The organism is Kaistia granuli DSM 23481, assembly GCF_000380505.1.
Classification (GTDB): domain Bacteria; phylum Pseudomonadota; class Alphaproteobacteria; order Rhizobiales; family Kaistiaceae; genus Kaistia; species Kaistia granuli.
Window position 1 is genome coordinate 177,432 of the sequence record NZ_AQYH01000004.1, and the last position, 24,696, is coordinate 202,127.

Below are 24,696 nucleotides of genomic sequence, written 5' to 3' on the forward strand. Positions count from 1 at the left end.
TCGGCTGGCGATCATACGGTTGGGACGGTGTTCATGGGCCCCGGCCTTCGCCGGGGCGACGAGCCCGTGGGACAGGCGCGCTCCCTCTTCTGCTTGCGGGAGAGGGTTGGGGTGAGGGGCTATCAGCCTGCTCCATCATCCTGAGTGTCTGGCCCGTAATGCGGGGCGCGCGCTTCCTTCACCTCTCCCTGAGGGAGAGGTCGACGGCCGAAGGCCGGCGGGTGAGGGTTTACGGCCTCGCGGACAAGTTCCCTAACCCCTCACCCGGAGCTTTGCTCCGAGTTCTCCCTCAGGGAGAGGTGAGGGGAAAGCGCGGATCGAGCGAGGCTTCAGCCATTCCGCCATCGCTCCGTCGAAGCCCATGAGCGCCTATGCCGAACTCGCCGCGATGTCGAACTTCTCCTTCCTGGAGGGCGGCTCGCACGCGGCCGAGCTGATCATCCAGGCGCACGCGCTGGGGCTGAGGGGGATCGGCATCGCCGACCGCAACACCTTCGCCGGCATCGTCCGCGCCCACGATGCCTGGGGCAGCGAGGACTATGGCAATGCGCGCGCGGCCGGCTTCCGCCTCGTCGTCGGCGTCCGGCTTGTGTTTCGCGATGGCACGCCGGACATCCTCGCCTATCCGACGGATCTTTCCGACTATGGCCGGCTCTGCCAGCTCTTGAGCCTCGGCAAGCGCCGGGCGCCGAAGGGCGAGTGCCACATCGATTTCGACGACCTCGCGGCACATGCGGAAGGTTCGCTCTTCATCCTGATGCCGCCGGCGCGGCTTGAGAGGGATCTCGGTCCGGATCTCGGTGCCGCGCTTGGCCGGCTCGCCGCGCTGGCGCCGGGGCGGACCTGGCTCGCCGCCGTGCTCTATCGCAAGGGGGATGACCGCCGCCGGCTCGCCGCGCTCTCGGCGCTCGCCTGGGATCACCGCGTCCGGATGCTCGCCGTCAACGACGTGCTCTATCACGCACCGGAACGGCGGCCGCTGCAGGATGTTTTGACCTGCATCCGCACGAAGACGACGATCGAGACGGCGGGGCGGATTCTCGCGATGAATGCCGAGCGGCATCTGAAGCCGGGCGTCGAGATGGAGCGCCTGTTCCGCGATTTTCCCGGCGCCGTGGCGGAGACCGCGCGCTTCCTCGGCCAGATCCGCTTCACCCTCGACGAGATCCAGTATGAATATCCGCACGAGACCGTGCCGGACGGGATGACGCCGCAGGCGCATCTGGAGGCGCTGGCGCGGGCGGGCGCGGTGAAGCGCTATCCGGACGGCGTGCCGGCCTCTGTCACGGCGACGCTCGACAAGGAGCTCGCCATGATCGGGGCGCTCGGCTACGCGCCCTATTTCCTCACCGTGCACGACATCGTCGCGTTTGCGACCGGGCGCGGCATCCTCTGCCAGGGCCGTGGCTCCGCCGCCAATTCCGCCGTCTGCTATTGCCTCGGCGTCACCTCGGTCGACCCGAACGAGTATCAGCTGCTGTTCGAGCGCTTCCTCTCGCCGGAGCGGCGCGAGCCGCCGGATATCGACGTCGATTTCGAGCATGAGCGGCGCGAGGAGGTGATCCAGTACATCTATGAGCGCTATGGCCGCGACCGCGCCGCCATCTGCGGCACGGTGATCGCCTACCGGACGAAGAGCGCGATCCGCGAGGTCGGCAAGGCCATGGGCCTGTCGGAGGACGTCATCCTGGCGCTCGGCGGCACGGTCTGGGGTGGCGGCTGGGGCTCGTCCGTGCAGGACAAGCATATTCGCGACTCCGGCCTTGATCCGAGGAACCCGGTGATCGAGCGCGTGGTCAAGCTGGCGATGGAGCTGCGCGGCTTCCCGCGCCATCTCTCGCAGCATGTCGGCGGCTTCGTGCTGACCGAGAAGCTTTTGAACGATTTGGTGCCGAGCGGCCCGGCGGTGATGAAGGACCGGAGCTTCATCGAATGGGACAAGGACGATATCGACACGGTGAAGATGATGAAGGTCGATATCCTGGCGCTCGGCATGCTGACCTGCATCCGCAAGGCGTTCGATCTGATCGAGGAGGCGGGTGGCGAGCGCCACGCGCTGCACACCATCCCCTGGGAGGATCCGGCCGTCTACGACATGCTCTGCACGGGTGACTCGATCGGCGTGTTCCAGGTCGAGAGCCGGGCGCAGATGAACATGCTGCCGCGCCTGAAGCCGAAAGAGTTTTACGATCTCGTCATCCAGGTGGCGATCGTCCGGCCCGGGCCGATCCAGGGCGACATGGTGCATCCCTATCTGCGCCGCCGGCAGAAGCTGGAGCCGGTCACTTTCCCGTCGCCATCGCCGGAGCATGGCCCGGCCGACGAGCTCCGGCAGGTTTTGGGGCGGACGCTCGGCGTGCCGCTGTTCCAGGAGCAGGCGATGAGCCTCGCCATGGTGGCGGCGCGCTTCTCGCCCTCCGACGCCAACGGGCTGCGCCGCGCCATGGCGACGTTCCGCCATCTCGGCACCATGCACAAATATGAGAGCATGATGGTCGAGGGCATGGTGCGGCGCGGCTATGAGCGCGAATTCGCCGAGCGCTGCTTCAACCAGATCCGGGGCTTCGGCGAATACGGTTTTCCCGAGAGCCATGCCGCGAGCTTCGCCCGGCTCGTCTATGTCTCGGCCTGGATCAAGTGCCACCATCCGGCCGCCTTCGCCGCGGCGCTGCTGAACTCGCAGCCGATGGGCTTCTATGCGCCGGCGCAGATTGTTCGCGATGCCGCCGATCACGCCGTGCCGATCCGCCCTGTCGATATCAATGCGAGCGAATGGGACAACACGCTGGAGCCGACGGAAGAGGGGCTGGCGCTGCGGCTCGGCTTCCGCCAGATCGACGGCTTTCGCGAGGACTGGGCGGAGAGGATCGCGGCAAGGCGGGGCGCCGGCTTCGCGGCGATGGACGATCTCGTCCGCTATACCGGGCTCGAGCGGCGCGCCTATGAAAAACTCGCCGACGCCGATGCGCTGCGCTCGCTCGGCCTCGACCGGCGGCAGGGGCTCTGGGAGGTGCGCCGCCTGCCGAGCTCCGAGATCCTGCCGCTCTTCGCCGCCGCCGACGCGGCCGAGCTCGGCCGCGAGCAGGACGCGCCGCTGCCTTCCATGCCGCTTTCCGAGCATGTCGTCGCCGACTACCAGACGCTGCGGCTGTCCCTGAAAGCGCATCCGATGAGTTTTTTGCGCGAGCGCTACACCGGGGACCGCATCCTGTCGGCGGCGGCGATCTCCGCGCTCTCCGACGGCGCTTTTGCGAAAACGGCCGGCGTCGTGCTGGTGCGGCAGCGGCCGGGCAAGGGCAATGTCGTGTTCATGACGCTCGAGGACGAGACCGGCATCGTCAACGTCGTCGTCTGGACGCGGCTGTTCGACACCTTCCGCCGCACCATCATCGGCGCCAAGCTGGTGCTGGTCGAGGGCAATGTGCAGAAGAGCCCCGAGGGCATCGTGCATCTCGTGGCGAAGAAGCTCGTCGACCGGACGGCCGATCTCGACCATCTGGCCGAGGATCGCCGGCCGAGGCTCGATCCCGCCCGCGCCGACGAGTTCGCCCACCCGAGTCGCCCGAGCCACCCCGGCAGCCACCCGCGCAACGTCCGCATCATCCCGAAATCGCGGGATTTTCATTGAGGAGGCGAGGCTCCACTTCTACCTCCCCCTTGTGGGGAGGGCCGGGGTGGGGGTACCGGCTGGGCTGGAGCGCTTTGAGCGAAGCGGATACCGGCTCGCGTGCAGAACGCGATCCAACAAAGGTTTGTGAGCGGATCATCCTGAGGCCGGGAGGTGGTGCCCCTCCCTGACCCTCCCCGCATGGGGGAGGGAAGGCGCTTTGGCGGGCGAGGGCCGCGCAGCCTTCAGGGCGAGAGCAGTCCCCTCAGTGCTCGAGATCGTAGACCAGGATGCCGTCCGTGCCGCCTTCCGCCGCCGCGACGATGGCGGCGCCGACCTTCGCGTGCTCCTCGTCGGCCAGATACTGGTCGCGGGCTTGAGCGTCGCGGAAGGTCACGATGAAGCCCTCCGAAAAGCCCTTGTCGAGGCCTTCCGGGCTCATGTTGTTGCCGACGAAGATGTTGATCAATCCGTCGATCCGGGGCCTGAGCGCCAGCAGCGCGTCGAGGATCGCCACCTTGGTCGAGGCGGTGGTGTCGGCGCGGTAGTGGATGAAGACGCAGTGGGTGATCATGATTCTCGGGGTCCTCCGTTGCCGCAGGATAGGCGGCGCCGAGGCGGGACGTCACCTGTTTCGAACGCCGCATGGGGCTGGCTGACCAAAGCTCCGTGTCCGGCCAAGCATTGGGTTCGCCTCAAGCAAGACCCTCACCCAACCCTCTCCCGCAAGCGGGCGAGGGCTCTTTCGCTCGCGGGCGTCAGGGTGGGCGGAGCACTGACGTTGCTCGCGGCCGTCAGGGGGCGGCAATCGGGCCGCTGGGCCGGCAGGCTGATCTAGTCGAGGACTTTGCTCGATCCGTTTCGGCCTGAACCGGGCTCTCGACGTAGCGCGCAGAAAAAAGCCCTCTCCCGCGTGCGGGAGAGGGCTGGGGGGCTTCCGGGGCTCGAGACGCCTATTCGGCCGCGATCCGCATTTCCTTGGTGAGCGCGGGAAGCGGCGGCTGCTGCGCTGCGCCATCTTCGTCCTCGTCCGCCTTGTTCGGGGCGAAGGCGCGATGGAACAGGTGCGCCACGAGATGCGAGAGGTCGTCCATGATCGTGTAGACGGACGGAATGAAGACGAGCGACAGGATCGTCGACAGGAACAATCCGCCCATCACCGCGATCGCCATCGGCGCGCGGAACTCGCCGCCCTCGCCGAAGGCCAGCGCCGCCGGCAGCATGCCGGCGCCCATGGCAAGCGTCGTCATGACGATCGGCCGCGCCCGCTTGCGTCCGGCGTCGATGATCGCTTCCTTGCGGTCCATGCCGTGCTTGACCTGCTCGACGGCGAAGTCGACCAGCATGATCGCGTTCTTGGTCACGATGCCCATCAGCATCAGCATGCCGATGATGACCGGCATCGAGAACGCGTTGTTGGTCAGAAGCAGCGCCGCCACCACGCCGCCGATCGAAAGCGGCAGCGAGGCGAGGATGGTGAGGGGCTGGAACACGCTGTTGAACAGGATGATCAGCACGACGAAGACAAGCAGGATGCCGGAGCCCATGGCGACGCCGAAGGCGGAGAACACCTCGGCCTGGGCCTCGGAATCGCCGGTTTCCTGCAGGCGGACGCCGTCGGGGAAGTTCTTGACGACGTCCATCGTCTTGATCCGCTCGGTGCCCTGGCCGGAGGTGAAACCCTTGGCCATGTCGGTGCCGACCTTGACCAGGCGTTCGCGGTCGAAGCGTTCGATCGTCGCCGGCCCCTGGCCGAAGCCGACATCGGCGACGGTCGAGAGCGGCACCGAGCCACCCGCCGGCAGTGGCACGCGCAGCGCCGACAGGATCGCAAGATCGGAGCGGGCGATCCGGTCGAGTTCGACGCGGATCGGCACCTGGCGGCCGTCGACGGTGAACTTGGCGAGATTGGCGTCGGCGTCGCCGGTCGTCGCCACGCGGATCGTCTCCGAGATCCGGTCCGGCGCGATGCCGAGCGCCGACGCTTCGTCCAGCTTCGGCACGATGCGGATTTCCGGCCGCGCGAAGGAGGAAAGCGCGACCGGGTTCAGGAACATCGGGTCGGCCTTCATCGCCATTTCGAGATCGCCGGACGCCTTGGCGACGGCGTCGCCGTCCGGGCCGGTGACGGCGATCGTCGTTTCGCGGTCGCCGCGTTCGTTGACCACGTAGAAGCGGATGTCGGGAATATCGGCAAGCACAGCGGCGACGAGCGGCTTCATGTCCTTCTGGCTGACCGTGCGGTCGGCCTTCGGCACCAGCTCGAGGATGACGGCCGCGCGCCGCGTCTCCAGCGTGCCGGTCGGCGATGTCCCACCCATGACGAAGACGCTGCGGATCTCCGGCATGGTGCGGAGCGCCGCGGCGATCTTGTCTGTGGTGACAGTGGTTTCGGCGAGACCCGTTCCCGGTGGCAGTTCGACCGAGACGGCCAGCCGACCCTCGTCGCCCTCGGGGATGAATTCCGAGGGCAGCAGGCCGGTCGCCCAGATCGAGATGGCGAAGGTGGCGATGCCGATGGCGAGGGTCACCCAGCGCATGCCGCGGGCGAGCGTCGCCTTGAGCAGGCCGGTATAGAGCCGCATGATCAGGCCGTCATGCTCCTCGGCCGGATGCGGCTGGCCGAGCCAGGCGCGGACAAGCGCGAAGCCGGCGGCGATCGCCAGTGCGCCGAGCGCGATCTTGGTCCAGCCGATCGCCATGACGCGTTCGGCGAGCGTGCCGAGCAGGGGCACGCCAGTGAGCGCTTCGCCGGTGATCTGCAGGACGAGCGCGCCGAGGCCGATCACCACCGCGACCGGGATGAGAGCCCGGATGCGGCGGCCGAGATCGTTCAGGAAGCCGCCATAGACCGGCTGGCCGTCCGAGCCGTCGCCGACATAGGGCGCGCGCATGAAGTAGGCGGCCATCATCGGCGTGATCAGGCGCGCCACCAGCAGCGAGAAGAATACCGCGATGGCGACCGTCAGGCCGAACTGCTTGAAATACTGGCCGGCGATGCCGCCCATGAACGAGACCGGGGCGAAGATCGCCATGATCGTCGTCGAGATGGCGATGACGGCGAGGCCGATCTCGTCGGCGGCTTCGAGCGCCGCCCGGTAGGGCTTCTTGCCCATGCGGGTATGGCGAACGATGTTCTCGATCTCGACGATGGCGTCGTCGACGAGGATGCCGGTAACCAGCGTGATGCCGAGCAGGCTGACGAGGTTGAGCGAGAAGCCCAGCATCGACAGCGCCCAGAAGGTCGGGATCGCCGAAAGCGGCAGGGCGACCGCGGCGACCAGCGTCGCGCGCCAGTCGCGCAAAAACAGCAGCACGACGAGGATGGCGAGGATCGACCCTTCATACAGGGTGTCCATCGCGCTTTCGTAATTGCCGTAGGTGTAGTGGACGGTGTTGTCGATGATCGAGAACGAGACGTCCGGATTGGCGGCGTCGATCTCGGCGATCTTCGCGTTGACGACATCGGCGACCGAGGCGTCGCTGGCGCCCTTGGCGCGGTAGACGGCGAGCGCCACGACGGGCTTGCCGTCGAGGCGGGCGAAGGATTTCGGCTCCTCCCAATGGTCCTCGACCGTGCCGAGATTGCCGAGCCGAACCTCGCGGCCGCCGGAGATGACGATCCGCGCATTGGCGAGATCCTCGATCGTCTTGGCGCCGGCGAGCGTGCGGATGGTCTGTTCCTGGTTACCGACTTCGCTCTTGCCGCCGGCGAGATCGACATTGGTGATCTGGAGCTGGCGGTTGACGTCGGCGGCCGTGACGCCGAGCGCCATCAGCCGGTCCGGATCGAGGCGGATCTGGATCTCGCGGGTGACGCCGCCCATGCGCTCGACCCGGCCGACGCCCTTCAGCGCCTGCAGGTCGCGGATGACGCTATCGTCGATGAACCAGGAAAGCTGCTCCGGCGACAGGGTCGGCGCCAGCGCGCCATAGGTCATGATCGACTGCGCTTCGACGTCGATGCGCTGGATGATCGGCTCGTCGACGGTGCGGGGCAGGTCGCCGCGGATCTTGGCGATGGCGTCCTTGACGTCGTTGAGGGCGCGGTCGGTGTTGACCTCGAGCCGGAACTCGATGGCGGTCGACGACTGGCCGTCGGTGACGGTCGAGGAGACATGCTTGACGCCGGTGATCGCGGCAACCGCGTCCTCGACCTTCTTGGTGACCTGCGTTTCGAGCTCGGCCGGCGCCGTGCCGGCGTCGGTGACGTTGACCGAGATCAGCGGCACGTCGATGTTGGGGAAGCGCGTGATCGGCAGTCCCATGAACGAGACGATGCCGAAGGCGCAGAGCACGACGAACAGCAGGATGGGCGGAACCGGATTGCGGATCGCCCAGGCGGAGAAGTTCCAGCTCATCCCTTCGCTCCTTCGGCCGGAGCCTCGACGGCGGTGACGGCGTCGCCGTCGCGCACGAACGTCCCGGCGCGCAGCACGACGGCCTCACCGATCGCGACGCCTTCCAGAACCTCGACCATGCCGCGACCGGAAATGCCGGTCTTGATCGGGCGGGTCTGCACCTTGCCGTCGACGACGACCTGGATCGTCGCCTCGCCGGCCGTGGTGACGACGGCCGAGACCGGCACGCTCACGCTCTCCCGGCGGGCGAGCTCGACCGTGCCGCGCGCGAAGGCGCCGGCGCTGATCTTGGCGTCGGTGGGGAGTGCGACGCGGAGCCGGCCGAGACGGCTGCTGTCGTCGATCTTCGGCGAGACCAGCCGCACGGTTCCCTGGATGCCGTCCGGGATGCCCTGCACGGTGACCTTGACCGGCTGGCCGACGGCGATCTGGGCGAGTTCGGCTTCCGGCACCTGCGCCTCGAGCTCGATGGCGCCGTCCTCGGCCAGCCGGAACAGCGGTTCGCCGCCGCTCGACACGATGGCGCCGATGCGGGCCGAGCGCGACAGCACCAGGCCGTCGGTCGGCGCCTTGATCTCGGTCTTGGCGACGCGCAACTGCAATTCGCGGCGCTGCGCTTCGGTCAGGGCCTTGTCCGCCTCGGCGAGCGCCAGGCCCTGGGTCGCGGCGTCGCGACGGGCGGCGGCGGTCTTGGCGGCGGAACTGCGCAGATCGAGCGCGTCCTGGGCGACGATGCCCTTGTTCTTCAGTGATTCACCCCGGTCGAGCGAGGCATTGGCCTGCGCCTCGATGGCGGTCGCCTCGGCGATCTGGCTCTTCGCCTGCGCGATCGCCGCGTCGTTGCGGGCGAGCGACGAGGCATTCTGGGCGAGCTGGACCTCCAGCGTATCGGTCGAGAGCCGGGCGAGCACCTGGCCTGCCTTGACACGGTCGCCTTCCTCCGCCGCCAGATCGGTCAGCCGGATGCCGTCGAGATCAACGCCGACCAGGATTTCCTCGCGCGGCACCAGCGAGCCGACGACGATCGCGGTCTGGACGATCTCCTTGCGGGCGGCGGGAACCACGGTGATGGCGGGGGGCTTCGGCGCGGCGGCGGGGGCAGCAGGCTCCTCGGCCACGGCGGAGAACATCGATTCCGGCAGCGCCAGGGCTCCGGCGGCGACGGCGGCGACGAAGGCGGCCGAGGCCGCCAGACGGGTCATGCGCTTCATGTTCGTTCGACCGCCTCGGCGGTCCCTCTGGTATGCGGCAAGGGCGGTCTGACGCCGCCTTTGAGCCGCTCAGGCGTTCATTCCCAACATCCCGGCGAGGAGCCGCCGCAGCAGAGGCTCCGTCCGGGCTGGTGTAAGGTCCGGGTCGTTGATCTGGCGCAGGGCAATGCCGTCGACGGCGGCCTGCAGCATGCTGATCGTGGCATCCATGTCGGCGATCGGGGCCAGTTCGCCCTTGGCGATCGCCTCGTCGAAGATCTCGCGCATGGTGTCGCGCACGGTCTCGTCGATCTTGGCGAAGCGCTTGCCGATTTCGGTGTTGCGCAGGCTCTCGGCGCTGATCTCGGCCATCAGCTCGCAGGCGCCGGGATCGCGCATATAGGCGAAGAAGCCCATGGCGCAGCTCACCATCCGGTCGAGCAGCGGGCCAGAGCCGCGCATGGTCTCGACCAGCTCGGCCGCGCCGCAGCGCTCGTCCTGGGCGATCGCCTCGATGATCGCTTCCTTGGATGGGAAATAGCGGTACAGGCCGCCGGGGCTCATCCGGGCTTCGGCGCAGATTTCCTGCATCGAGGCGCCGCGGAAGCCGGACCGGGCGAAGCAGGTGCGGGCGGCGTCGAGGATCTGCATGCGTCGCGCGTCCTGCGTGCTTTCGCGGGTCGGGACTTCAGTCGGATCCGGAAGGACGAGCTCGGTCATGGTCACCCAAAAAAGTGCGAATGAATGTTCGCTCGCAGCAGATGCGGATGACCTGCCGTTAAGTCAAGACGAAGGCGGGGAGGTCTCGGGCGATTTTTTATCGATCGATGCCGATTTTGTTCGGAGCCGGGAATTTTGCGGCAAATCCGCAACAGGCCCGGATGACCCGACGTTCGCTATTTCCATTCCGGCTGCCGCAAGCGCCGGAAAGGCCTGCTCCGGACTTTCGTAGCCAGCAAGTCGTGTCTCCGCCGGTGTATTTCAATCGCAAATCGCCTAGACAGGACACCGTTTCCAAGCAGGCTGCGCAGCGGATCGGCTGGAAATGGTGGCGAGCATGCCTGGGGAGGCGAGGATGGAGACAATCGACCGCGAACTGGCGGCGTGGCTGGTGCGCGCCGGTCTTGTCGAGGATGGCGCGGCCATGGTGGCGGAACCGCTGACCGGCGGCGTCGCCTCCGATATCTGGCGGGTCGAGGCGGGCGGCCGCCGCTTCGCCGTGAAGCGGGCATTGGCGAAGCTGCGCGTGGCGCGCGACTGGCGGGCGCCGGTGTCGCGCAACGGCAACGAGGTGGAGTGGCTGCTGGAGGCGGGGCGTGTTGTGCCAGACGCCGTGCCGCGCATTCTGGCGCATGATGCTGCCGTCGGCGCGTTCGCCATGGATTATCTGCAGCCGGAGGACCATCCGGTCTGGAAGGCCGAACTTCGGGCGGGTCGCGCCGATCCGGCCTTCGCCGCCGCCGTCGGCCGCGCGATCGCCGCCATCCATAGCGCGACAGCGGGTTCTGACGCGATCCGGGCGCGCTTCGATACGGATGAGATCTTCCATTCGATCCGGCTCGAGCCCTATCTCGAGGCGACGGCCGAGGCGCATCCCGATCTCGCTCCGCAGCTGATGGCCATTTCGCGCGACACGCTGGCGCGGAAGATTGCGCTGGTGCATGGCGATGTCAGCCCGAAGAACATCCTGGTCGGACCGAAGGGGCCGGTCTTCCTCGACGCCGAATGCGCCTGGTACGGCGACCCGGCCTTCGATCTCGCCTTCTGCCTGAACCAGCTGCTTTTGAAATGCCTCTGGGTTCCGGCGAACCGCGCCGCCTATCTCGCCTCGTTCGACGCGCTGGCTTCGGCCTATCTTGACGCCGTCGACTGGGAGCCGCGCGCCGATGTCGAGGCGCGCGTCGCCCGCATCCTGCCCGGCCTGTTCCTGGGCCGGGTCGATGGCAAGTCGCCGGCGGAATACATCACCACCGACGAAGACCGGAACCGGGTGCGCCGGGTGGCACGCTCCCTGATCGCCACCCCGCCTGCCGCTCTCGCCACCATCCGCGACGCATGGGAAGAGGAACTCTCGAAGTGAACGACACGACTATCACCAAGGTCCTTGGCCGCCGCGTCTGGGATTCGCGCGGCCGGCCGACGGTCGAGACGGAAATCCATCTCGGCTCCGGCGCCATCGGTCGTGCCATCGCGCCGGCGGGAGCCTCGACCGGCACCGGCGAGGCGGTTGACCTGCGCGATGGCGGCGATCGCTTCGGCGGCCATGATGTCGTGCGGGCGGTGACGGCGGTGCAGGGCGAGATCGCCACGGCATTGAAGGGGATGGACGCTTCCGACCAGGCCGGCATCGATGCGGCGCTGATCGCGCTCGACGGCACGCCGAACAAGGGGCGTCTGGGCGGCAACGCGCTGATCGCTACCTCGATGGCGGTGCTGCATGCGGCGGCCGCCGGCGCCGGCGAGCCGCTCTGGCGCTATCTCGCCGGGGGCAGCAAGGTGCGCATCCCCGTGCCCGAGATCCAGATCTTCGGCGGTGGAGCGCACGCGGCGCGGCGGGTCGACGTGCAGGACTTCATGCTGATTTGTCCCGGCGCCGGCTCGTTCGCCGAGGCGCTCGACTGGACGGCCGAGGTCTATCGCGCCGCCGGCCTCCGGATGAAGAAGGCCGGCAAGCTGCAGGGCGTCGCCGATGAGGGCGGCTTCTGGCCGGCCTTCAACTCGAACGAGGAGGCGCTGGACGAGCTGGTCGGCGCGATTTCCGACGCCGGCTTCACGCCCGGGCCGGATGTCGGCATCTCGCTCGATATCGCGGCTTCCGAATTCGGCCGCAACGGCCGCTACAAGCTCGCGCTGGATGACAGCGAGATGGATACGTCCGGCATGATCGACCTGCTCGGTCGCTGGCTCGACACCTATCCGATCCTGTCGATCGAAGATCCGGTTGCCGAGGACGACGAGGCCGGCTTCATCGCCTTCACCGAGCGCTATGGCGATCGCTGCCAGGTGATCGGCGACGATTTCCTCGTCACCAACGCCGCGCGTGTGGAGGCGGCGGCCGCCAAGGGCTCGGCGACGGCCGTGCTGGTCAAGCCGAACCAGGCCGGTACAGTCACCGAGACCAAGGCCGCGCTCGACGCCGGTAAGAAGGCCGGCTTCGGCACCATCATCTCCGCCCGTTCCGGCGAGACGGAAGATGTCACCATCGTCCATCTCTCGGTCGGCTGGGACGCGGGCCAGTTCAAGGTCGGCTCCTTCTCGCGCTCCGAGCGGATGGCGAAGTGGAACGAGATGCTGCGGGTCGAGGAAGCGCTCGGCGCCGACGCGACCTATGCCGGCAAGGCGGCGCTCGGCCTGCGCAAGGCCGGCTGAGCCGCCGCGCGCAACAAAAAAAAGCCCTCCGGCCCGGTGCACAGCGCGCCGGGCCGGAGGGCTCGATCTTGAATGCGACGTCGATCAGTACGTCGCGCGGCCGCCCGACAGGTCGAACACGGCGCCGGTTGTGAACGAGCATTCCTCGCTGGCGAGCCAGGTCAGGATCGAGGCGGCTTCCTCGACGGTGCCGAAGCGGCCCATCGGGATCTTCGACAGCATGTAGTCGATATGGGCCTGGCTGACCTGCTTCAGGATCGGCGTGTCGATCGTCGCCGGCGTGATGGCGTTGACCGTGATGTTGTCCTTGGCCAGTTCCTTGCCGAGCGACTTGGTCAGGCCGATCACGGCCGCCTTGGCGGCGGAGTAGGCCGAGGCGGTCGGGTTGCCTTCCTTGCCGGCGATCGAGGCGACGTTGACGATGCGGCCATAGCCGTTCTTCTTCATCAGGGGCGCGACGAAACGGTTGCAGTAGAACAGGCCGTGCACGTTGATGTCGAAGACGCGCTGCCATTCGTCGATCGGATAGTCGACGACGAGCGCGTTCTTGCCGGCGATGCCTGCCGAGCAGATCAGGATGTCGATCTTGCCGAGATGGGCTTCGGCGGTCTTCGCCGCGGCCTCGACCTGATCGGGCTTGGAGATGTCGAGCTGCACGCCATGGGCGTTCGGGCCGAGCGCCGACTTGGCGGCTTCGATCCGCGCAGCGTCCACGTCCCAGAGACAAACCGTTCCGCCCTCGGAAACAATGCGTTCAGCCGTCTTGAAGCCGATTCCCGAGGCGCCACCCGTCACGATCGCGCCGCGACCGGAAAAACGCTGATTATCTGCCATTCGTCTTCTCTTCCTCTATGCGCGTCCGAACCGCGCAGCCTTTACGGTGGCGATACTGGTAAGGGGCAGCGGGTCATCAGACAACCCAGTTTTCACGCCGCCGGAGTGGCGATCCGGTCTTGATCGCTTATAAGGGCGTCATCTTCCCTGCTTTCAGGACGTGGTTCATGGCCCTCAACACGATTGAAGAAGCCGTCGCAGCGATCGCAGCCGGCGAACTGGTCGTCGTCGTCGACGATACGGATCGCGAAAACGAGGGCGATCTGATCATGGCGGCGTCGAAAGCGACGGCGGAGAAGGTGGCTTTCATGATCCGCCATACCAGCGGCATCATCTGCGTGCCGGTGAATGCGGATCGCGCCGAGGCCCTGCACCTGCCGCCGATGGTCGCCAACAACCGCGACCCGATGCGCACCGCCTTCACCGTCACCGTCGACTACAAGGTCGGGCTGACCACGGGCATCTCGGCCGAGGAACGGGCCAACACGATCCAGGCGCTCGCCAACGACAATTGCACCGCGACGGACTTCCTGCGGCCGGGCCATATCTTTCCGCTGATCTCCCGCGAGGGCGGCGTTCTCATCCGCTCCGGCCATACCGAGGCGGCGACGGATCTCGCCCGGCTCGCCGGCCTGGAGCCGGCCGGTGTCCTGGCCGAGGTCGTCAATGACGACGGCACGGTCAAGCGCTTGCCGGAACTGCTGGAATTCGCCAGGGAGCACGGCCTCAAGATCGTCTCGATCGAGGATCTGATTGCCTATCGCGCCCGGACGGAGAGCTTCGTCAAGGTCGTCGACAGCTTCCAGGTGCCGGTCGGCGGCCGCACCGCGACGGCCTTTGTCTACGAGACGCCGTTCGATCCGTTGCAGCATCTCGCCATCGTCTTCGGCGACGTGGCGGAGCAGGCGGACGTGCTGGTGCGCATCCATCGCGCCAATCCGATCTCAGACCTGATCTCGCGCGGGCCGGATTCGAAGAGTTGGCTGGAGACGACCTTGCGCAAGGTCGGCTCCGCCGATCGCGGCGTTTTCGTGCTGATCCGCGATCCGGCCGTCGTCCGGCCGGACGGTTCGGCCGCCGGCGACGGCGAAGAGCGGCACATGTCGGCGCGGCAGCGCAAGGAACGCTGGCGCGAGATCGGCGTCGGCGCCCAGATCCTGCGCGATCTGAAGGTTCGCTCGATCCGCCTGCTGTCGTCGCAGGAGCGCCAATATGTCGGCCTGCAGGGTTTCGGCATCGAGATCACCGGTCGCGAAAGCGCCGGCGAGTAAATCTGGAACTCCGTCAAGGCTCTCGCATTGAATAGGTGAGCGGCAAGTCTGCCGCAGGCACCCATGGAGGGCTTTGATGCTGAGTTGGGCGATTTTCTTTCTCGTCGTCGCGCTGGTCGCTGCAATTCTCGGCTTCGGAGGCATAGCAGGGACGGCGATCGGCATCGCGAAGATCATCTTCGTGGTTGCGATCATCCTGTTCCTGATTTCCGGCGTCATGCACATGATGCGGCGCACCTGAGTCGCAATCCAAAAAAGCCCCGCGTCGATCGCGGGGCTTTTTTTATGCCTGACCTGCGGCAGCTCAACCGGTGCGGGTTGCCATGGCCTTCTCGATCTCCTGGACCGAGCGCTGCGCCATCTCGACGGGCGGTAGCGCAACGCCGCCGCGCATCACCTCTTCCAGACGGGCGCGGGCGCGGGACACGCGGCTCTTCACCGTGCCGACGCGGACGCCGCAGATCTCGGCCGCTTCCTCGTAGGAAAAGCCGCTCGCGCCGATCAGGACCAAGGCCTCGCGCTGTTCATCCGGCAGGAGCTGCATGGCGCGCAGGAAGTCGTCCAGCTCGAGATGACCCTGCTGGGCGCCCAGATCGGCGAGGCGGGCGGCATGGGCGCCTTCGGCGTCTTCCACTTCGCGCCGGCGCTTGCGGCCCTCGGAATAGTACTGGTTGCGCAGGATCGTCACCAGCCAGGCATGGAGATTGGTTCCCACCTGGAACTTGTCGCGATTGGCGAGGGCGCGCATGACGGTCTCCTGCACCAGATCGTCGGCGCGATCGCGATTTCCGCTCAACGAGCGGGCGAAGGCGCGCAGCATCGGCAGGGCTTCGACCAGTTCATTCTTCATGACGCTCTCCTGGCAGTGCTTGTCTCGGGCCCGGTCTTCGGCCTGGTCTCGGGGCAAATGCGGCGGGGGTCATGCTGGCCCCTTGGAGCCCTCCGGCTTGTCCGCCGGCTGCGCGTCGTCGATCCGGTCGAGCAACGACATGATATCGTCCGGCAATGGCTCGCTCAGCGCACTGTCGAAGACACGGCGCAGCTGGCGGCCGATCCAATCTTCCTTTTCTCCTTGTGTGCTCGGTTCCGGCGCGAGCGCCGAGCGAAACTCGGCGTCCTTCACCATGCTCTCTTTATCCATTTTTTTTCCTTGAGTGCCCAAGGGCCCCGTCCTCTACAATTGCAACGGTGCGGCTGCTCGGATGGCAATGCGGCAGTCCAAAAATGGTTCCGGCAATTTTGGAACCGAATGGCATGTGCCACGTTCTGTTGCTGACTCGACCACAAACAGGGGGAATCTATGCCCGAAAGTCTGTCGCAGGCCCTTGCACCGCATCTGCCACTTCTGCGGCGTTATGCGCGGGCCCTGACCGGCGGTCAGAACAGCGGCGACGCCTATGTGCGCGCCTGCCTGCAGGCGATCGTCAACGAGCCGAGCGTGATCGACCGCGGCGTCCACCCCAAAGTTGCCCTGTATCGGCTGTTCCACGCCATCTGGTCCGGTACCCAGGTCGGCTCCGATGCCGCGATCGACGGCTTGAGCCGGCAGGAGACGACGGCCCAGCAACGCCTCGCGTCCATGACCCCGGAAAGCCGCCAGGCGCTGCTGCTGACGACGATGGAAGGCTTTTCCGATGACGACGCCGCCGCCGTCATGGGGATCGACGCCGAGCGCGTCCAGCCGCTGCTCGCGGACGCCCTGGCCGAGATCGATCGTCAGACCCGCACCCGCGTTCTCATCATCGAGGACGAGCCGCTGATCTCGATGGATCTTTCCGGCATTGTCCAGGAACTCGGACATGAAGTGGCGGCGGTCGCCCGCACGCGCGATGACGCGGTCGAGGCCGCGAAACGGGAAATGCCGGGTCTGGTGCTGGCAGACATCCAGCTGGCCGACGGATCGTCGGGCATTGACGCCGTGAAGGATATCCTGGCCGGCTTCAACGTCCCCGTGATCTTCATCACGGCGTTCCCGCAGCGCCTCCTGACCGGCGAACGTCCCGAGCCGACCTTCTTGCTGACCAAGCCTTTCGATCCCCGCACAGTCAAGGCGGCGATCAGCCAGGCGCTGTTCTTCAACTCGACGGCGTCGATGGCGGCCTGAATCGGACGCGGGTCCAGGGTTCGGCAGCCCGGTTTGGGGTATATCGCCGTGGGAGCCGTCGCAGCCGGATCAAGGCGGCGTCGGCTGCGCGTGGCTTCGTGGCGCGCAAATTCTTCCTGGATTCCGTTCGCCCCTCTCCGCAGCAAGCCGCCCCCTTGGGGCGGCATGTCGCGTCATATCTGATCCCCGAAGGACCCCGCTGATGGATTGGTTGCTCCAGTTTCTTCCGGAAGGGCTGGCCGGGCAGGAAGCGAACCTGGCGCGAGCGATCCCGCGGCTGGTGATCGCGGCCAGCACGCTCGGCATCGCGGTGGCGACGGTCGTCTTCCTGGTCAAACGGCGCGACCTTCCAGGCGTCTACCGCCGCGTTGCGCTGGCCTTCGCACTGATCTTGGTATGCATCACGGTCTCGCACAGCCTCTCCGCCTACTCACTGTGGTGGCCATCCACGCTCTATCCGCGCGTCTTCGAGAGCGTCGCAGCGATGATCGCCCTGATTGCTGTGTTTCTCATCCGCTTTGCCTTGCCGCAGCTGTTGGCGCTGCCGTCGCCGCGCCAGCTCGAACGCAACAACCAGCATCTGAAATCGGAGATCGACGCCCATATCGATACGATGCGGCAGCTGACGGACATCCGCAGCGACCTCGAGAACAAGGTCAAGGCCCGGACCGGCGAGCTGAAGGAAATCAATCAGCGTTTCGAGGCGGCGTTGTCCGGCTCCGACATCGCTGTGTTCAACCAGGACACCGGACTCATCTTCACCTGGGCCTACCATCCCCGATTTGGACTCGGTTCCGACGAGGTTGTCGGCAAGACGGACGCCGATCTGTTTCCCGGCGACGTCGCGGCACAGGTCGTCGACGCCAAGCGCGGCGTCATTTCGAGTGGCCAGGGCACGTCGCTCAACGTCGTCGTGGCGACCGCCGAAGGCGGTTCGCAGTATTTGAGGCTGTCGATCGAACCCCTGCGCGACAACGCCGGTGAGATCGTCGGTCTGACCTCGGCCGTGGTCGATTTGACAGAGCGGCATGACTACGAGACGCGCCTTTCGGCGCTGACTTCCAGCCTCGCCGAGGCCAATTCTCGCTTCGACCTTGCGCTGCGCGGCTCGTCGATCATGGTCTTCAGCCACGACAGGGACCTTCGCTACAATTGGGTCTACAATCCGGCGGCGGGCATTTCCTCCAAGGACCTGCTCGGTCGTACCGACGAGGACTACTGGCCGCGCGACATCGGCGAGCCGATCCTCGCGATGAAGCGCATGGCGATGGCAACCGGCGAGGCGCAGCACGGCGAAATTGTCATGCCGCTTGAAGGCCGGGATCGCCATTTTCAGCTTCGGGTCGAGCCCATCCTCGGCCTCGGCCACGAAATCGTTGGCCTGGCCGGCGTCGCCGTCGACGTGACCGAGACACATATGCAGGAGGTGCATCTGCGCCTGGTGATGCGCGAGCTCACCCATCGGTCGAAGAACCTGCTGGCGGTGATCCAGGCGATGGCGCGCCAGACCGCCGCGCGCTCCGACGATCCGCAGACCTTCGTCTCGCGCTTTTCGGCCCGCCTCCGGGCGATGGCGGCCTCGCACGACCTGCTTGTCGCGCAGGAATGGCATGGCGCGATCCTGCACGATCTCGTCAATGCTCAGCTCGCCCAGGCCGTCGAGCCGGGTTCGGATCAGTTGAAGATCGAGGGGCCCTTCATCAGCCTGCGTCCGGACGCGGTGCAGAATATCGGGCTCGCCCTGCATGAGCTGACCACCAACGCGTCGAAATACGGCGCCTTGTCCGTGCCCGGCGGACGGATTTCGTTGCGCTGGGCGGTGCAGAACGGCAACCGTTTCCACATGCGCTGGGAAGAGACGAACGGGCCGGAAGTGCAGCCGCCGCGAAAGACCGGGTTCGGCGTGACACTGCTGGAGCGGAGCGTCGGCCAGGCGCTTGACGGCGACGTCACGCTCGAATTCACGCCGCTCGGCGTGATCTGCGAGATCGATATTCCGGCCAGCCACGTTATCGCCTGAACCAGGCAGACATGGAAAAGGGAGCCGAGGCTCCCTTTTTCGTGCGGTAAGATCGGGGGCGTTCGGTCTAGCGCTTGCGCGACAGGCCGCCGAGCAATCCCATCGCGAAGGCGAGGGCGACGCTGGTGGTGCCGACCTCCTGCACCTGGCGGCGGTTGTTGCGCCAGTTGGCGATCAGCAGGACCACCAGCCCGACGACCAGGAACGCTCCGCCCACGACCAGTTTCGCCACCAGCGAGCCATAGGTCAGGGTGATCGCCTGATAGCCTGCGGCGACGCCGAAGCAGAACCCGACGATGATAAAGACGCCGGCCAACGCCAGGAGGCCGACGCGCTTCAATGTTCGGACCGTTGACTGCGTGGCAGCAGCTGCCGCCACGCTCGTCAGGGCCTGGAACAGACCGCTCATCGCCGGCCTATGAGAGCACCGATGAACAGGCCGATACCCGCCGCGATCAGCACGGCCGGCACCGGATTGCTGGTGATCTGGCCCTCGAGATCCTCCGCCACCTTGTGGCCGCGTCGGCGTGCTTCCTCCGCCGACGAGCGGAAGGCTTCACTCGCCCGGTCGGCAGCGCCATGCAGCGCCTCGGCACCGGCGCTCGCCTGCTCGGATCCGAACTTGCGGATCGTCTCGGTCAGGGACGCCAATTCGGCCTGGATGGCCTTGACCTGATCGGAGAGGTCGGAACCGTCTGTCTTGGTCACCATGTCGGCACTCCTGTTTGCTGCTCAAGACTTGCTAGACTTGAGGGACAACGTCTCGAATATATGCGGCTTGGCTGGCACTATGTCGATATGCCTCAGCGCGGTAGCCAGTTCTATGGTTAGGTTTCTATAAGCTTCCCGTTCGTCGGCCGATGCAAAGGGAGCCAGTCGCGACACGGCGCGCTTCCAGTGCAGCAACGTCTCCGTCTTCTGCGTGTCGGAGAGGACGTTATCGGAGACGATATCGGCGGGTCGACGGAAACCTGCATATCCTTGATACGCACTCATACGCTCAGTCCCTTGATGTTTTCCATGCGACCCGTGAGGGAAACGAGCGGAATTGCCAATGGTTCCAGAGGCATCGAGCCACTGTTCCCCGGCGTCGCGGACTGTTGCGGAAATGCGATCGCCCGCTGTCAGGCGATGCCGCTGCCGGCGTCGGAGCCGTGCCGGCGGCGGCGATGCTGGACGATCAGCAGGATGAGGACGGCGGTGCCGATCACCGCGAAGGAGACGGCGGTGGTGACGGTGCCGAGCGCGTAGATCACGGGCGTCGTCACGGTGGTGGTGAGGCCGCGCAGCGTCAGCGGCAGCGTGTTGGCCGAGCCGACCGTCTGGCTCGAACGGGCGATCTCGTCGAAGGACAGCGTGAAGCCGAACAGCGCCACGCCGATCAGCGAGGGCGCGATCATCGGCAGCACGACATAGCGGAAAGTCTGCCAGGACGAGGCGCCGAGGTCGCGCGCCGCTTCCTCGTAGGCCGGGTTGAAGCGGTTGAAGACGGCGAACATGATCAGCAGGCCGAAGGGCAGCGTCCAGGTCAGGTGCGCGCCGAAGCCGGAGGTGAACAGGCCCATCAGGGTCTGGAAGTTGTCCTGGATGGCGATGCCGATATTGCCAAGGAAGTTGGTCCAGGCGGTGGCGTTGTCGATATCGACATAGTTGTCGACGAGATGGTCGCCGACGCCGGCGATGGTCTGGTTGAACAGCTGGAACTCGAGCGCGATGCCGAGCGAGACGACGATCGACGGCAGGATGAGGCTGGCGATCGCCGTGAAGAACAGCAGGTTGGCGCCTTTGAACTTGTGGCGGAACGCGTAGCCCGCCATCACCGAGATCACCACCGTCGTCAGCGTGACGGCGAGGCCGAGCTTGAGCGAGTTCAGCAGCGCGTCGACGACGTTGGGCACGCCGATGCCAGCCCAGAGATTGTGGAACCAGTGCAGCGACACCCCGTTCATCGGGAACGTCATGCCGCCGTTCGGGCCCTGGAACGACAGCACCAGGATGGTGATCGTCGGGCCGTAGAGGAACAGCGTGTAGAGGGCGAAGACCGCCGACAGGACATAGAAAGCGCGCGAGCGTCCCTCGGTCATGCTCAGAGCTCCTTGCGGATGTCGACGAAGCGCAGCAGCGTCCAGATGATCATCAGCACGATGACGAGCAGGACGACGGCGTTGGCGGCGGCGATCGGGAATTGCAGCGCGTTGATCTGGGCTTCGATGACCTTGCCGGCAGAGGCGATCTGCTGGCCGCCCATCAGGCCGATCGAGATGAAGTCGCCCATTACCACGGTGATGACGAAGATCGAGCCGATGGCGATGCCGGTCTTCGACAGCGGGATGATGACGTTCCAGAGCGTCTGCCAGCCGGTGGCGCCGGTGTCGTAGGCGGCCTCGACCAGCGATTTGTCGATGCGCGACATCGAATTCAGGATCGGCACGATCATGAAGACCGTGTTGAGGTGCACGAGCGCCAGCACGACGGAGAAGTTCGAATAGAGCAGCCAGTCGAGCGGCTCGGAGATCAGGCCCACCGAGAGCAGCCATTGGTTGACGACGCCGTTGCGGCCGAGCAGCGGGATCCACGAGATCATGCGGATGACGTTCGAGGTCCAGAACGGGATCGTCGTGATCAGCGCCAGGATCAACCGGGCATTGTTGGACTTGACCTCGAAGACGAGGAAATAGGCGATGGTGAAGCCGAGCACCAGGGTGATCAGCCAGACCATCAGGCAGAATTTGAGCGTCGACAGATAGGTGCGGAAGGTCGTGCAGAGCTCCGGCAGCGAGGTGAGGCACTTGTCGAAGGCGGTGGCGTAATTGTCGCCGACGAAGGCCGGTTCGATCGAGTAGCCGGTATAGGTCCAGAAGCTGACGGCGAACGTCACCAGCAGTGGCAGCACGAAGAAGATCAGGAAGACGATCGCGAGTGGCGCGGCCTGCCAATAGGGTGCCCAGCGCGATTTCATTTCCAGCATGTCGGGCAGGCTCCGTTTGGTCCGCAGACGCTTGCAAGGATGGAATGGCCGCTTCCGCGCGGCGGGAGGCGTTTCTTGTCGGGGAGGGGAGCCGAAACCGTTCTCGTCATCCCCGCGAAGGCGGGGATCCATTCAGCCGAGGCGGATAATCATTGGGCGCTTCGGCTGAATGGATCCCGGGGCTCCGCCCGGGATGACGCAGAGCCGGCGGTCGAGGGGAAGCCACACCCTTGCCGGGTACGGCTTCCCGCCTCTTTCCGATCAGGCGGCGATGAACTCGTTCCACTTCTGGATCATGTAAGCGTTCTCATCCATGATCGAGTTCCAGCAGGCGACGGCGCCCATGCGGGTGTTGTAGGAGCCGCCGTCGCGGACCGTCCCGGCCTTCTCGAGCAGGCCGCCATCCGGGCCGTGAATGTCCTTCTCTGCCGGCTTGCCCTCCATCCAGAACGCCCATTCATAGGGCTCCATGTTCTGCTGCGCCGTATCGAGCACGGCGGCGTAATAGCCCTGGCGGTTCAGATGCGCGCCGGCCCAGCCGTCGAGGAACCAGTTGATGAACTCGTAGGCGGCGTCGAGCTTCTTGCCCTTCAGCGTCTTCGGCAGGCCGAAGCCCGAGGCCCAGGCGCGGTAGCCTTCCTTCAGCGGCTGGAAGGTGCAGGGGATGCCCTTGAGGCGGACGGCGGTGACCGCCGGCGACCACATCGACTGCACGACGGTCTCGCCCGAGGCCATCAGGTTGACGCTCTCGTTGAAGTCGGACCAGAAGGCGCGGAACTGGCCGGCCTTCTTGGCCTCGATCAGGGTGGCGATCGTCTTGTCGATCTCCTCCTTGGTCATGTTGCCCTTGTCGCCATATTTCACGACGCCCATCGCCTCGTTGACCATGGCGGCGTCCATGATGCCGATCGACGGGATGTTGAGGATCGAGGTCTTGCCCTTGAATTCGGGATTGAGCAGCTCGGCCCAGCTCTCGATCGGGCGCTTGATCAGGTCCGGCCGGATGCCGAGCGTATCGGCGTTGTAGGTGGTCGGGATCAGCGTGATCCACTCGGTCTGCTCGGTGGCGAACTCCTTGCCGCGCTGCTTCTCGAGATAGAGCACCTTGTGCGGCGCCGTGCCCTGGTTGCCGATCTTCTTGCCGTCGACCTCGCCCTTGGTGATGGCGGTCGCCAGCTTGTCGACCAGCTTCACCTTGTTGGCGTCGATCGCCTGGAAATTGCCGGACGGGATCAGGTTGCGAAGTGCGAAATACTCCGTGTCGACGAGATCGAAGGAATCGGGCTGGGTGATGATCCGCTTGGTGACGTCGTCCGTCGTGACGGTGACGTATTCGATGTTGATGCCGGTGATCTCCTTCGCCTTGGCGGCGATCGCCGGCGACTGGTTGGTCGCGGTCGAGAGATAGCGCAGCGTGATCGGCTCGTCGGCGTGCACGGCCGGGAAGCCGGTCACGGCGGTGGTGCCGAGGAAGCCGGCCGTGATGGCCGAGCCCTTGAGCAGCGTGCGGCGCGAAATGCCGGTCTTGTTCTTGTCGTCCATTCCCTTGGTCTCCTCTGGTTTTATAGGCAAGGATCCGCGCGCTCAGGCGGCGGCGGAAAGTTCGTGGATGTCGTTGGGGTCCCAGCGCACCGTCACGGTGTCGCCGGTCTCGAAGGGCTGCTGGTAGAAGGCGCGTTCCGGCACGATGGCCGTCAGTTCCAGGCCCTCGTCGGTGGCGAGGCTCAGATAGACGGCGGTGCCCTGGTATTCGACGTCGCGCACGGAGGCGGCGAGGCCGTCGCCGCCGCCGGCCGAGACGCTGAGACGGTCGGCGCGCACGCTCACCGTGCGTCCGTCGATCGGCAGGACGTTGTGGCCGCCGATGAAGCGGGCGACGAATTCCGTCGCCGGCGCGTTGAAGATTTCGCGCGGCGTTCCCGCCTGCTCGATCTTGCCGTTGTTCATGATGACGATCAGGTCGGCCAGCGCCATCGCCTCTTCCTGGCTGTGCGTCACATGGATGAAGGAGATGCCGAGCTCGCGCTGGAAGCGCTTGAGTTCGGCGCGGACCTTGATCTTCAGGAACGGGTCGAGGGCGGAGAGCGGCTCGTCGAGCAGCAGGATCTGCGGATCGGTGACGAGGGCGCGGGCGAGAGCCACGCGCTGCTGCTGGCCACCGGAAAGCTGGCTCGGCAGCCGCTCGGCATAGCGCTCCATGTCGACGAGTTTCAGCGCCTCGGTCGCCTGGATCGAGCGGTCGACTTTGCCGACGCCCTTCATCTTCAGCGAGAAGGCGACGTTGTCGCGGACCGAGAGATGCGGGAACAGCGCGTAGGACTGGAACATCATCGCCGTGCCGCGCCGCGCTGGCGGCAGCTTGTTCACGATCTCGTGGCCGAGCGCGATGTCGCCGTCGGAAACCGCCTCGTGGCCGGCGATCATCCGGAGCGTCGACGACTTGCCGCAGCCCGAGGGGCCGAGTAGGCAGCAATAGGTTCCGGCCTTGATCTTGAGGTTGATCGCATCGACGGCGATCGTGCCGCCGTAGCTTTTGGTGACCGAGGCCAGTTCAAGATCCGCAGGTCGTGCCATCTTCGTCTCCGATTGAACTCGGGAGACGAGTGGCAAATCGCGTGCCAGCGGCGGAATTCCGCCAATTCGGGGTGGTTTGGCCCGTCAAGCCGCCTTGTCGGGGTCGTCGAGCCTGATTAAAAAACAGACTTGCCTATCAATTGGGCCGAAGCCGCTGGGCGCGAATTGGGCAGCGGCATCGTGAGCGGCGACGGCAGCGCATCCGGAATCTCGACAATGTCGCGAAAAGGCAGGCCATTCCGGCCCGCCGACGCGACGTAATTTTGTGCATCGCACAGTTTGGAATGGCTCAAATCAAGCCTTGACGCTGTTCTTAAAATTTGTCCAGATGATCAAGACTTCGAACCGCGGTCCCATAAAAACAACGAGGGGCGGCCACGGCTCGATTGAGCACGGCC

21 protein-coding genes are annotated in these 24,696 nt (G+C 66.0%); 8 read left to right on the top strand and 13 right to left on the bottom strand.

Translation table 11 applies throughout. From position 1 onward, the window contains the following. Nucleotides 1–361 precede the first annotated feature (361 nt). On the top strand, nucleotides 362–3,628 hold the full coding sequence (locus G342_RS0104760) for an error-prone DNA polymerase (RefSeq protein WP_018181963.1): 3,267 nt from the start codon (nucleotides 362–364) through the stop codon (nucleotides 3,626–3,628). Nucleotides 3,629–3,872: 244 nt separating this feature from the next. Here the strand turns inward: G342_RS0104760 and G342_RS0104765 are convergent, their stop codons facing one another. The 4 genes from G342_RS0104765 to G342_RS23265 all read right to left on the bottom strand — a co-directional run bounded on the left by G342_RS0104765 (nucleotide 3,873) and on the right by G342_RS23265 (nucleotide 9,878). Next, nucleotides 3,873–4,181 (bottom strand): Dabb family protein, encoded by a 309-nt coding sequence (locus tag G342_RS0104765; protein ID WP_018181964.1) that lies wholly within the window; start codon nucleotides 4,179–4,181, stop codon nucleotides 3,873–3,875. Between the two features lie 379 nt (nucleotides 4,182–4,560). Beyond that, a complete protein-coding gene (locus G342_RS0104770) occupies nucleotides 4,561–7,968 on the bottom strand; it encodes an efflux RND transporter permease subunit (protein WP_018181965.1) in 3,408 nt (1,135 codons plus the stop codon). After that, on the bottom strand, nucleotides 7,965–9,170 hold the full coding sequence (locus tag G342_RS0104775) for an efflux RND transporter periplasmic adaptor subunit (protein WP_040878292.1): 1,206 nt from the start codon (nucleotides 9,168–9,170) through the stop codon (nucleotides 7,965–7,967). Before G342_RS0104775 ends, G342_RS0104770 begins: the two co-directional genes overlap by 4 nt. A gap of 78 nt (nucleotides 9,171–9,248) precedes the next feature. Continuing rightward, nucleotides 9,249–9,878, bottom strand: a complete 630-nt coding sequence (locus tag G342_RS23265) for a TetR/AcrR family transcriptional regulator (RefSeq protein WP_018181967.1) — start codon at nucleotides 9,876–9,878, stop codon at nucleotides 9,249–9,251. Here G342_RS23265 and G342_RS25930 point away from each other — a divergent pair. From G342_RS25930 to eno, 3 genes are all read left to right on the top strand, one after another. Next, complete coding sequence (locus G342_RS25930) at nucleotides 9,877–10,110, top strand: hypothetical protein (RefSeq protein WP_156830806.1); 234 nt, start codon at nucleotides 9,877–9,879, stop codon at nucleotides 10,108–10,110. The two genes, G342_RS23265 and G342_RS25930, sit on opposite strands and share 2 nt — an antisense overlap. Before the next feature lie 123 nt (nucleotides 10,111–10,233). Continuing rightward, entirely contained in the window at nucleotides 10,234–11,238 is a 1,005-nt protein-coding gene (locus G342_RS0104785; RefSeq protein ID WP_018181968.1) for a phosphotransferase family protein, read from the top strand. Then, on the top strand, nucleotides 11,235–12,527 hold the full coding sequence (gene eno, locus G342_RS0104790) for a phosphopyruvate hydratase (protein ID WP_018181969.1): 1,293 nt from the start codon (nucleotides 11,235–11,237) through the stop codon (nucleotides 12,525–12,527). The genes G342_RS0104785 and eno overlap by 4 nt, the downstream gene beginning before the upstream one ends. A gap of 84 nt (nucleotides 12,528–12,611) precedes the next feature. Here eno and G342_RS0104795 read toward each other — a convergent pair whose 3' ends face one another. Further along, nucleotides 12,612–13,361, bottom strand: a complete 750-nt coding sequence (locus tag G342_RS0104795) for an SDR family NAD(P)-dependent oxidoreductase (RefSeq protein WP_018181970.1) — start codon at nucleotides 13,359–13,361, stop codon at nucleotides 12,612–12,614. A gap of 167 nt (nucleotides 13,362–13,528) precedes the next feature. Here G342_RS0104795 and ribB point away from each other — a divergent pair, with 167 nt between their 5' ends. Together ribB and G342_RS25595 are read left to right on the top strand one after the other, a co-directional pair. Continuing rightward, nucleotides 13,529–14,632, top strand: coding sequence for a 3,4-dihydroxy-2-butanone-4-phosphate synthase (gene ribB / locus G342_RS0104800; RefSeq protein ID WP_018181971.1), 1,104 nt, complete (start codon nucleotides 13,529–13,531; stop codon nucleotides 14,630–14,632). A gap of 76 nt (nucleotides 14,633–14,708) precedes the next feature. After that, nucleotides 14,709–14,873 carry a DUF1328 domain-containing protein gene (locus G342_RS25595; protein WP_018181972.1) on the top strand — a complete coding sequence of 55 codons (165 nt, stop codon included), beginning with the start codon at nucleotides 14,709–14,711 and terminating at the stop codon, nucleotides 14,871–14,873. Between the two features lie 63 nt (nucleotides 14,874–14,936). Here G342_RS25595 and G342_RS0104810 read toward each other — a convergent pair whose 3' ends face one another. Further along, the gene (locus G342_RS0104810) at nucleotides 14,937–15,482 is read right to left on the bottom strand and encodes a sigma-70 family RNA polymerase sigma factor (protein WP_018181973.1); all 546 of its coding nucleotides are present in this window, start codon (nucleotides 15,480–15,482) and stop codon (nucleotides 14,937–14,939) included. Nucleotides 15,483–15,551: 69 nt separating this feature from the next. Next, nucleotides 15,552–15,773 (bottom strand): NepR family anti-sigma factor, encoded by a 222-nt coding sequence (locus G342_RS0104815; protein WP_018181974.1) that lies wholly within the window; start codon nucleotides 15,771–15,773, stop codon nucleotides 15,552–15,554. Between the two features lie 159 nt (nucleotides 15,774–15,932). Between G342_RS0104815 and G342_RS0104820 the strand changes: the two genes are divergently transcribed. Continuing rightward, the gene (locus tag G342_RS0104820; RefSeq protein ID WP_018181975.1) at nucleotides 15,933–16,736 is read left to right on the top strand and encodes a response regulator; all 804 of its coding nucleotides are present in this window, start codon (nucleotides 15,933–15,935) and stop codon (nucleotides 16,734–16,736) included. 202 nt (nucleotides 16,737–16,938) lie between these two features. Further along, nucleotides 16,939–18,756, top strand: a complete 1,818-nt coding sequence (locus G342_RS25140) for a sensor histidine kinase (protein WP_018181976.1) — start codon at nucleotides 16,939–16,941, stop codon at nucleotides 18,754–18,756. 67 nt (nucleotides 18,757–18,823) lie between these two features. Here G342_RS25140 and G342_RS0104830 read toward each other — a convergent pair whose 3' ends face one another. From G342_RS0104830 to G342_RS0104860, 6 genes are all read right to left on the bottom strand, one after another. Further along, on the bottom strand, nucleotides 18,824–19,165 hold the full coding sequence (locus tag G342_RS0104830) for a hypothetical protein (protein ID WP_210162354.1): 342 nt from the start codon (nucleotides 19,163–19,165) through the stop codon (nucleotides 18,824–18,826). Next, complete coding sequence (locus G342_RS23275; protein ID WP_018181978.1) at nucleotides 19,162–19,467, bottom strand: ElaB/YgaM/YqjD family protein; 306 nt, start codon at nucleotides 19,465–19,467, stop codon at nucleotides 19,162–19,164. The genes G342_RS0104830 and G342_RS23275 overlap by 4 nt, the downstream gene beginning before the upstream one ends. Before the next feature lie 413 nt (nucleotides 19,468–19,880). After that, the gene (locus G342_RS0104845) at nucleotides 19,881–20,840 is read right to left on the bottom strand and encodes an ABC transporter permease (protein WP_018181980.1); all 960 of its coding nucleotides are present in this window, start codon (nucleotides 20,838–20,840) and stop codon (nucleotides 19,881–19,883) included. Between the two features lie 2 nt (nucleotides 20,841–20,842). Next, nucleotides 20,843–21,724 carry an ABC transporter permease gene (locus G342_RS0104850; protein ID WP_018181981.1) on the bottom strand — a complete coding sequence of 294 codons (882 nt, stop codon included), beginning with the start codon at nucleotides 21,722–21,724 and terminating at the stop codon, nucleotides 20,843–20,845. Between the two features lie 261 nt (nucleotides 21,725–21,985). Next, entirely contained in the window at nucleotides 21,986–23,266 is a 1,281-nt protein-coding gene (locus G342_RS0104855; protein WP_018181982.1) for an ABC transporter substrate-binding protein, read from the bottom strand. A gap of 42 nt (nucleotides 23,267–23,308) precedes the next feature. Next, on the bottom strand, nucleotides 23,309–24,298 hold the full coding sequence (locus tag G342_RS0104860) for an ABC transporter ATP-binding protein (protein WP_018181983.1): 990 nt from the start codon (nucleotides 24,296–24,298) through the stop codon (nucleotides 23,309–23,311). Nucleotides 24,299–24,696: the final 398 nt, after the last annotated feature.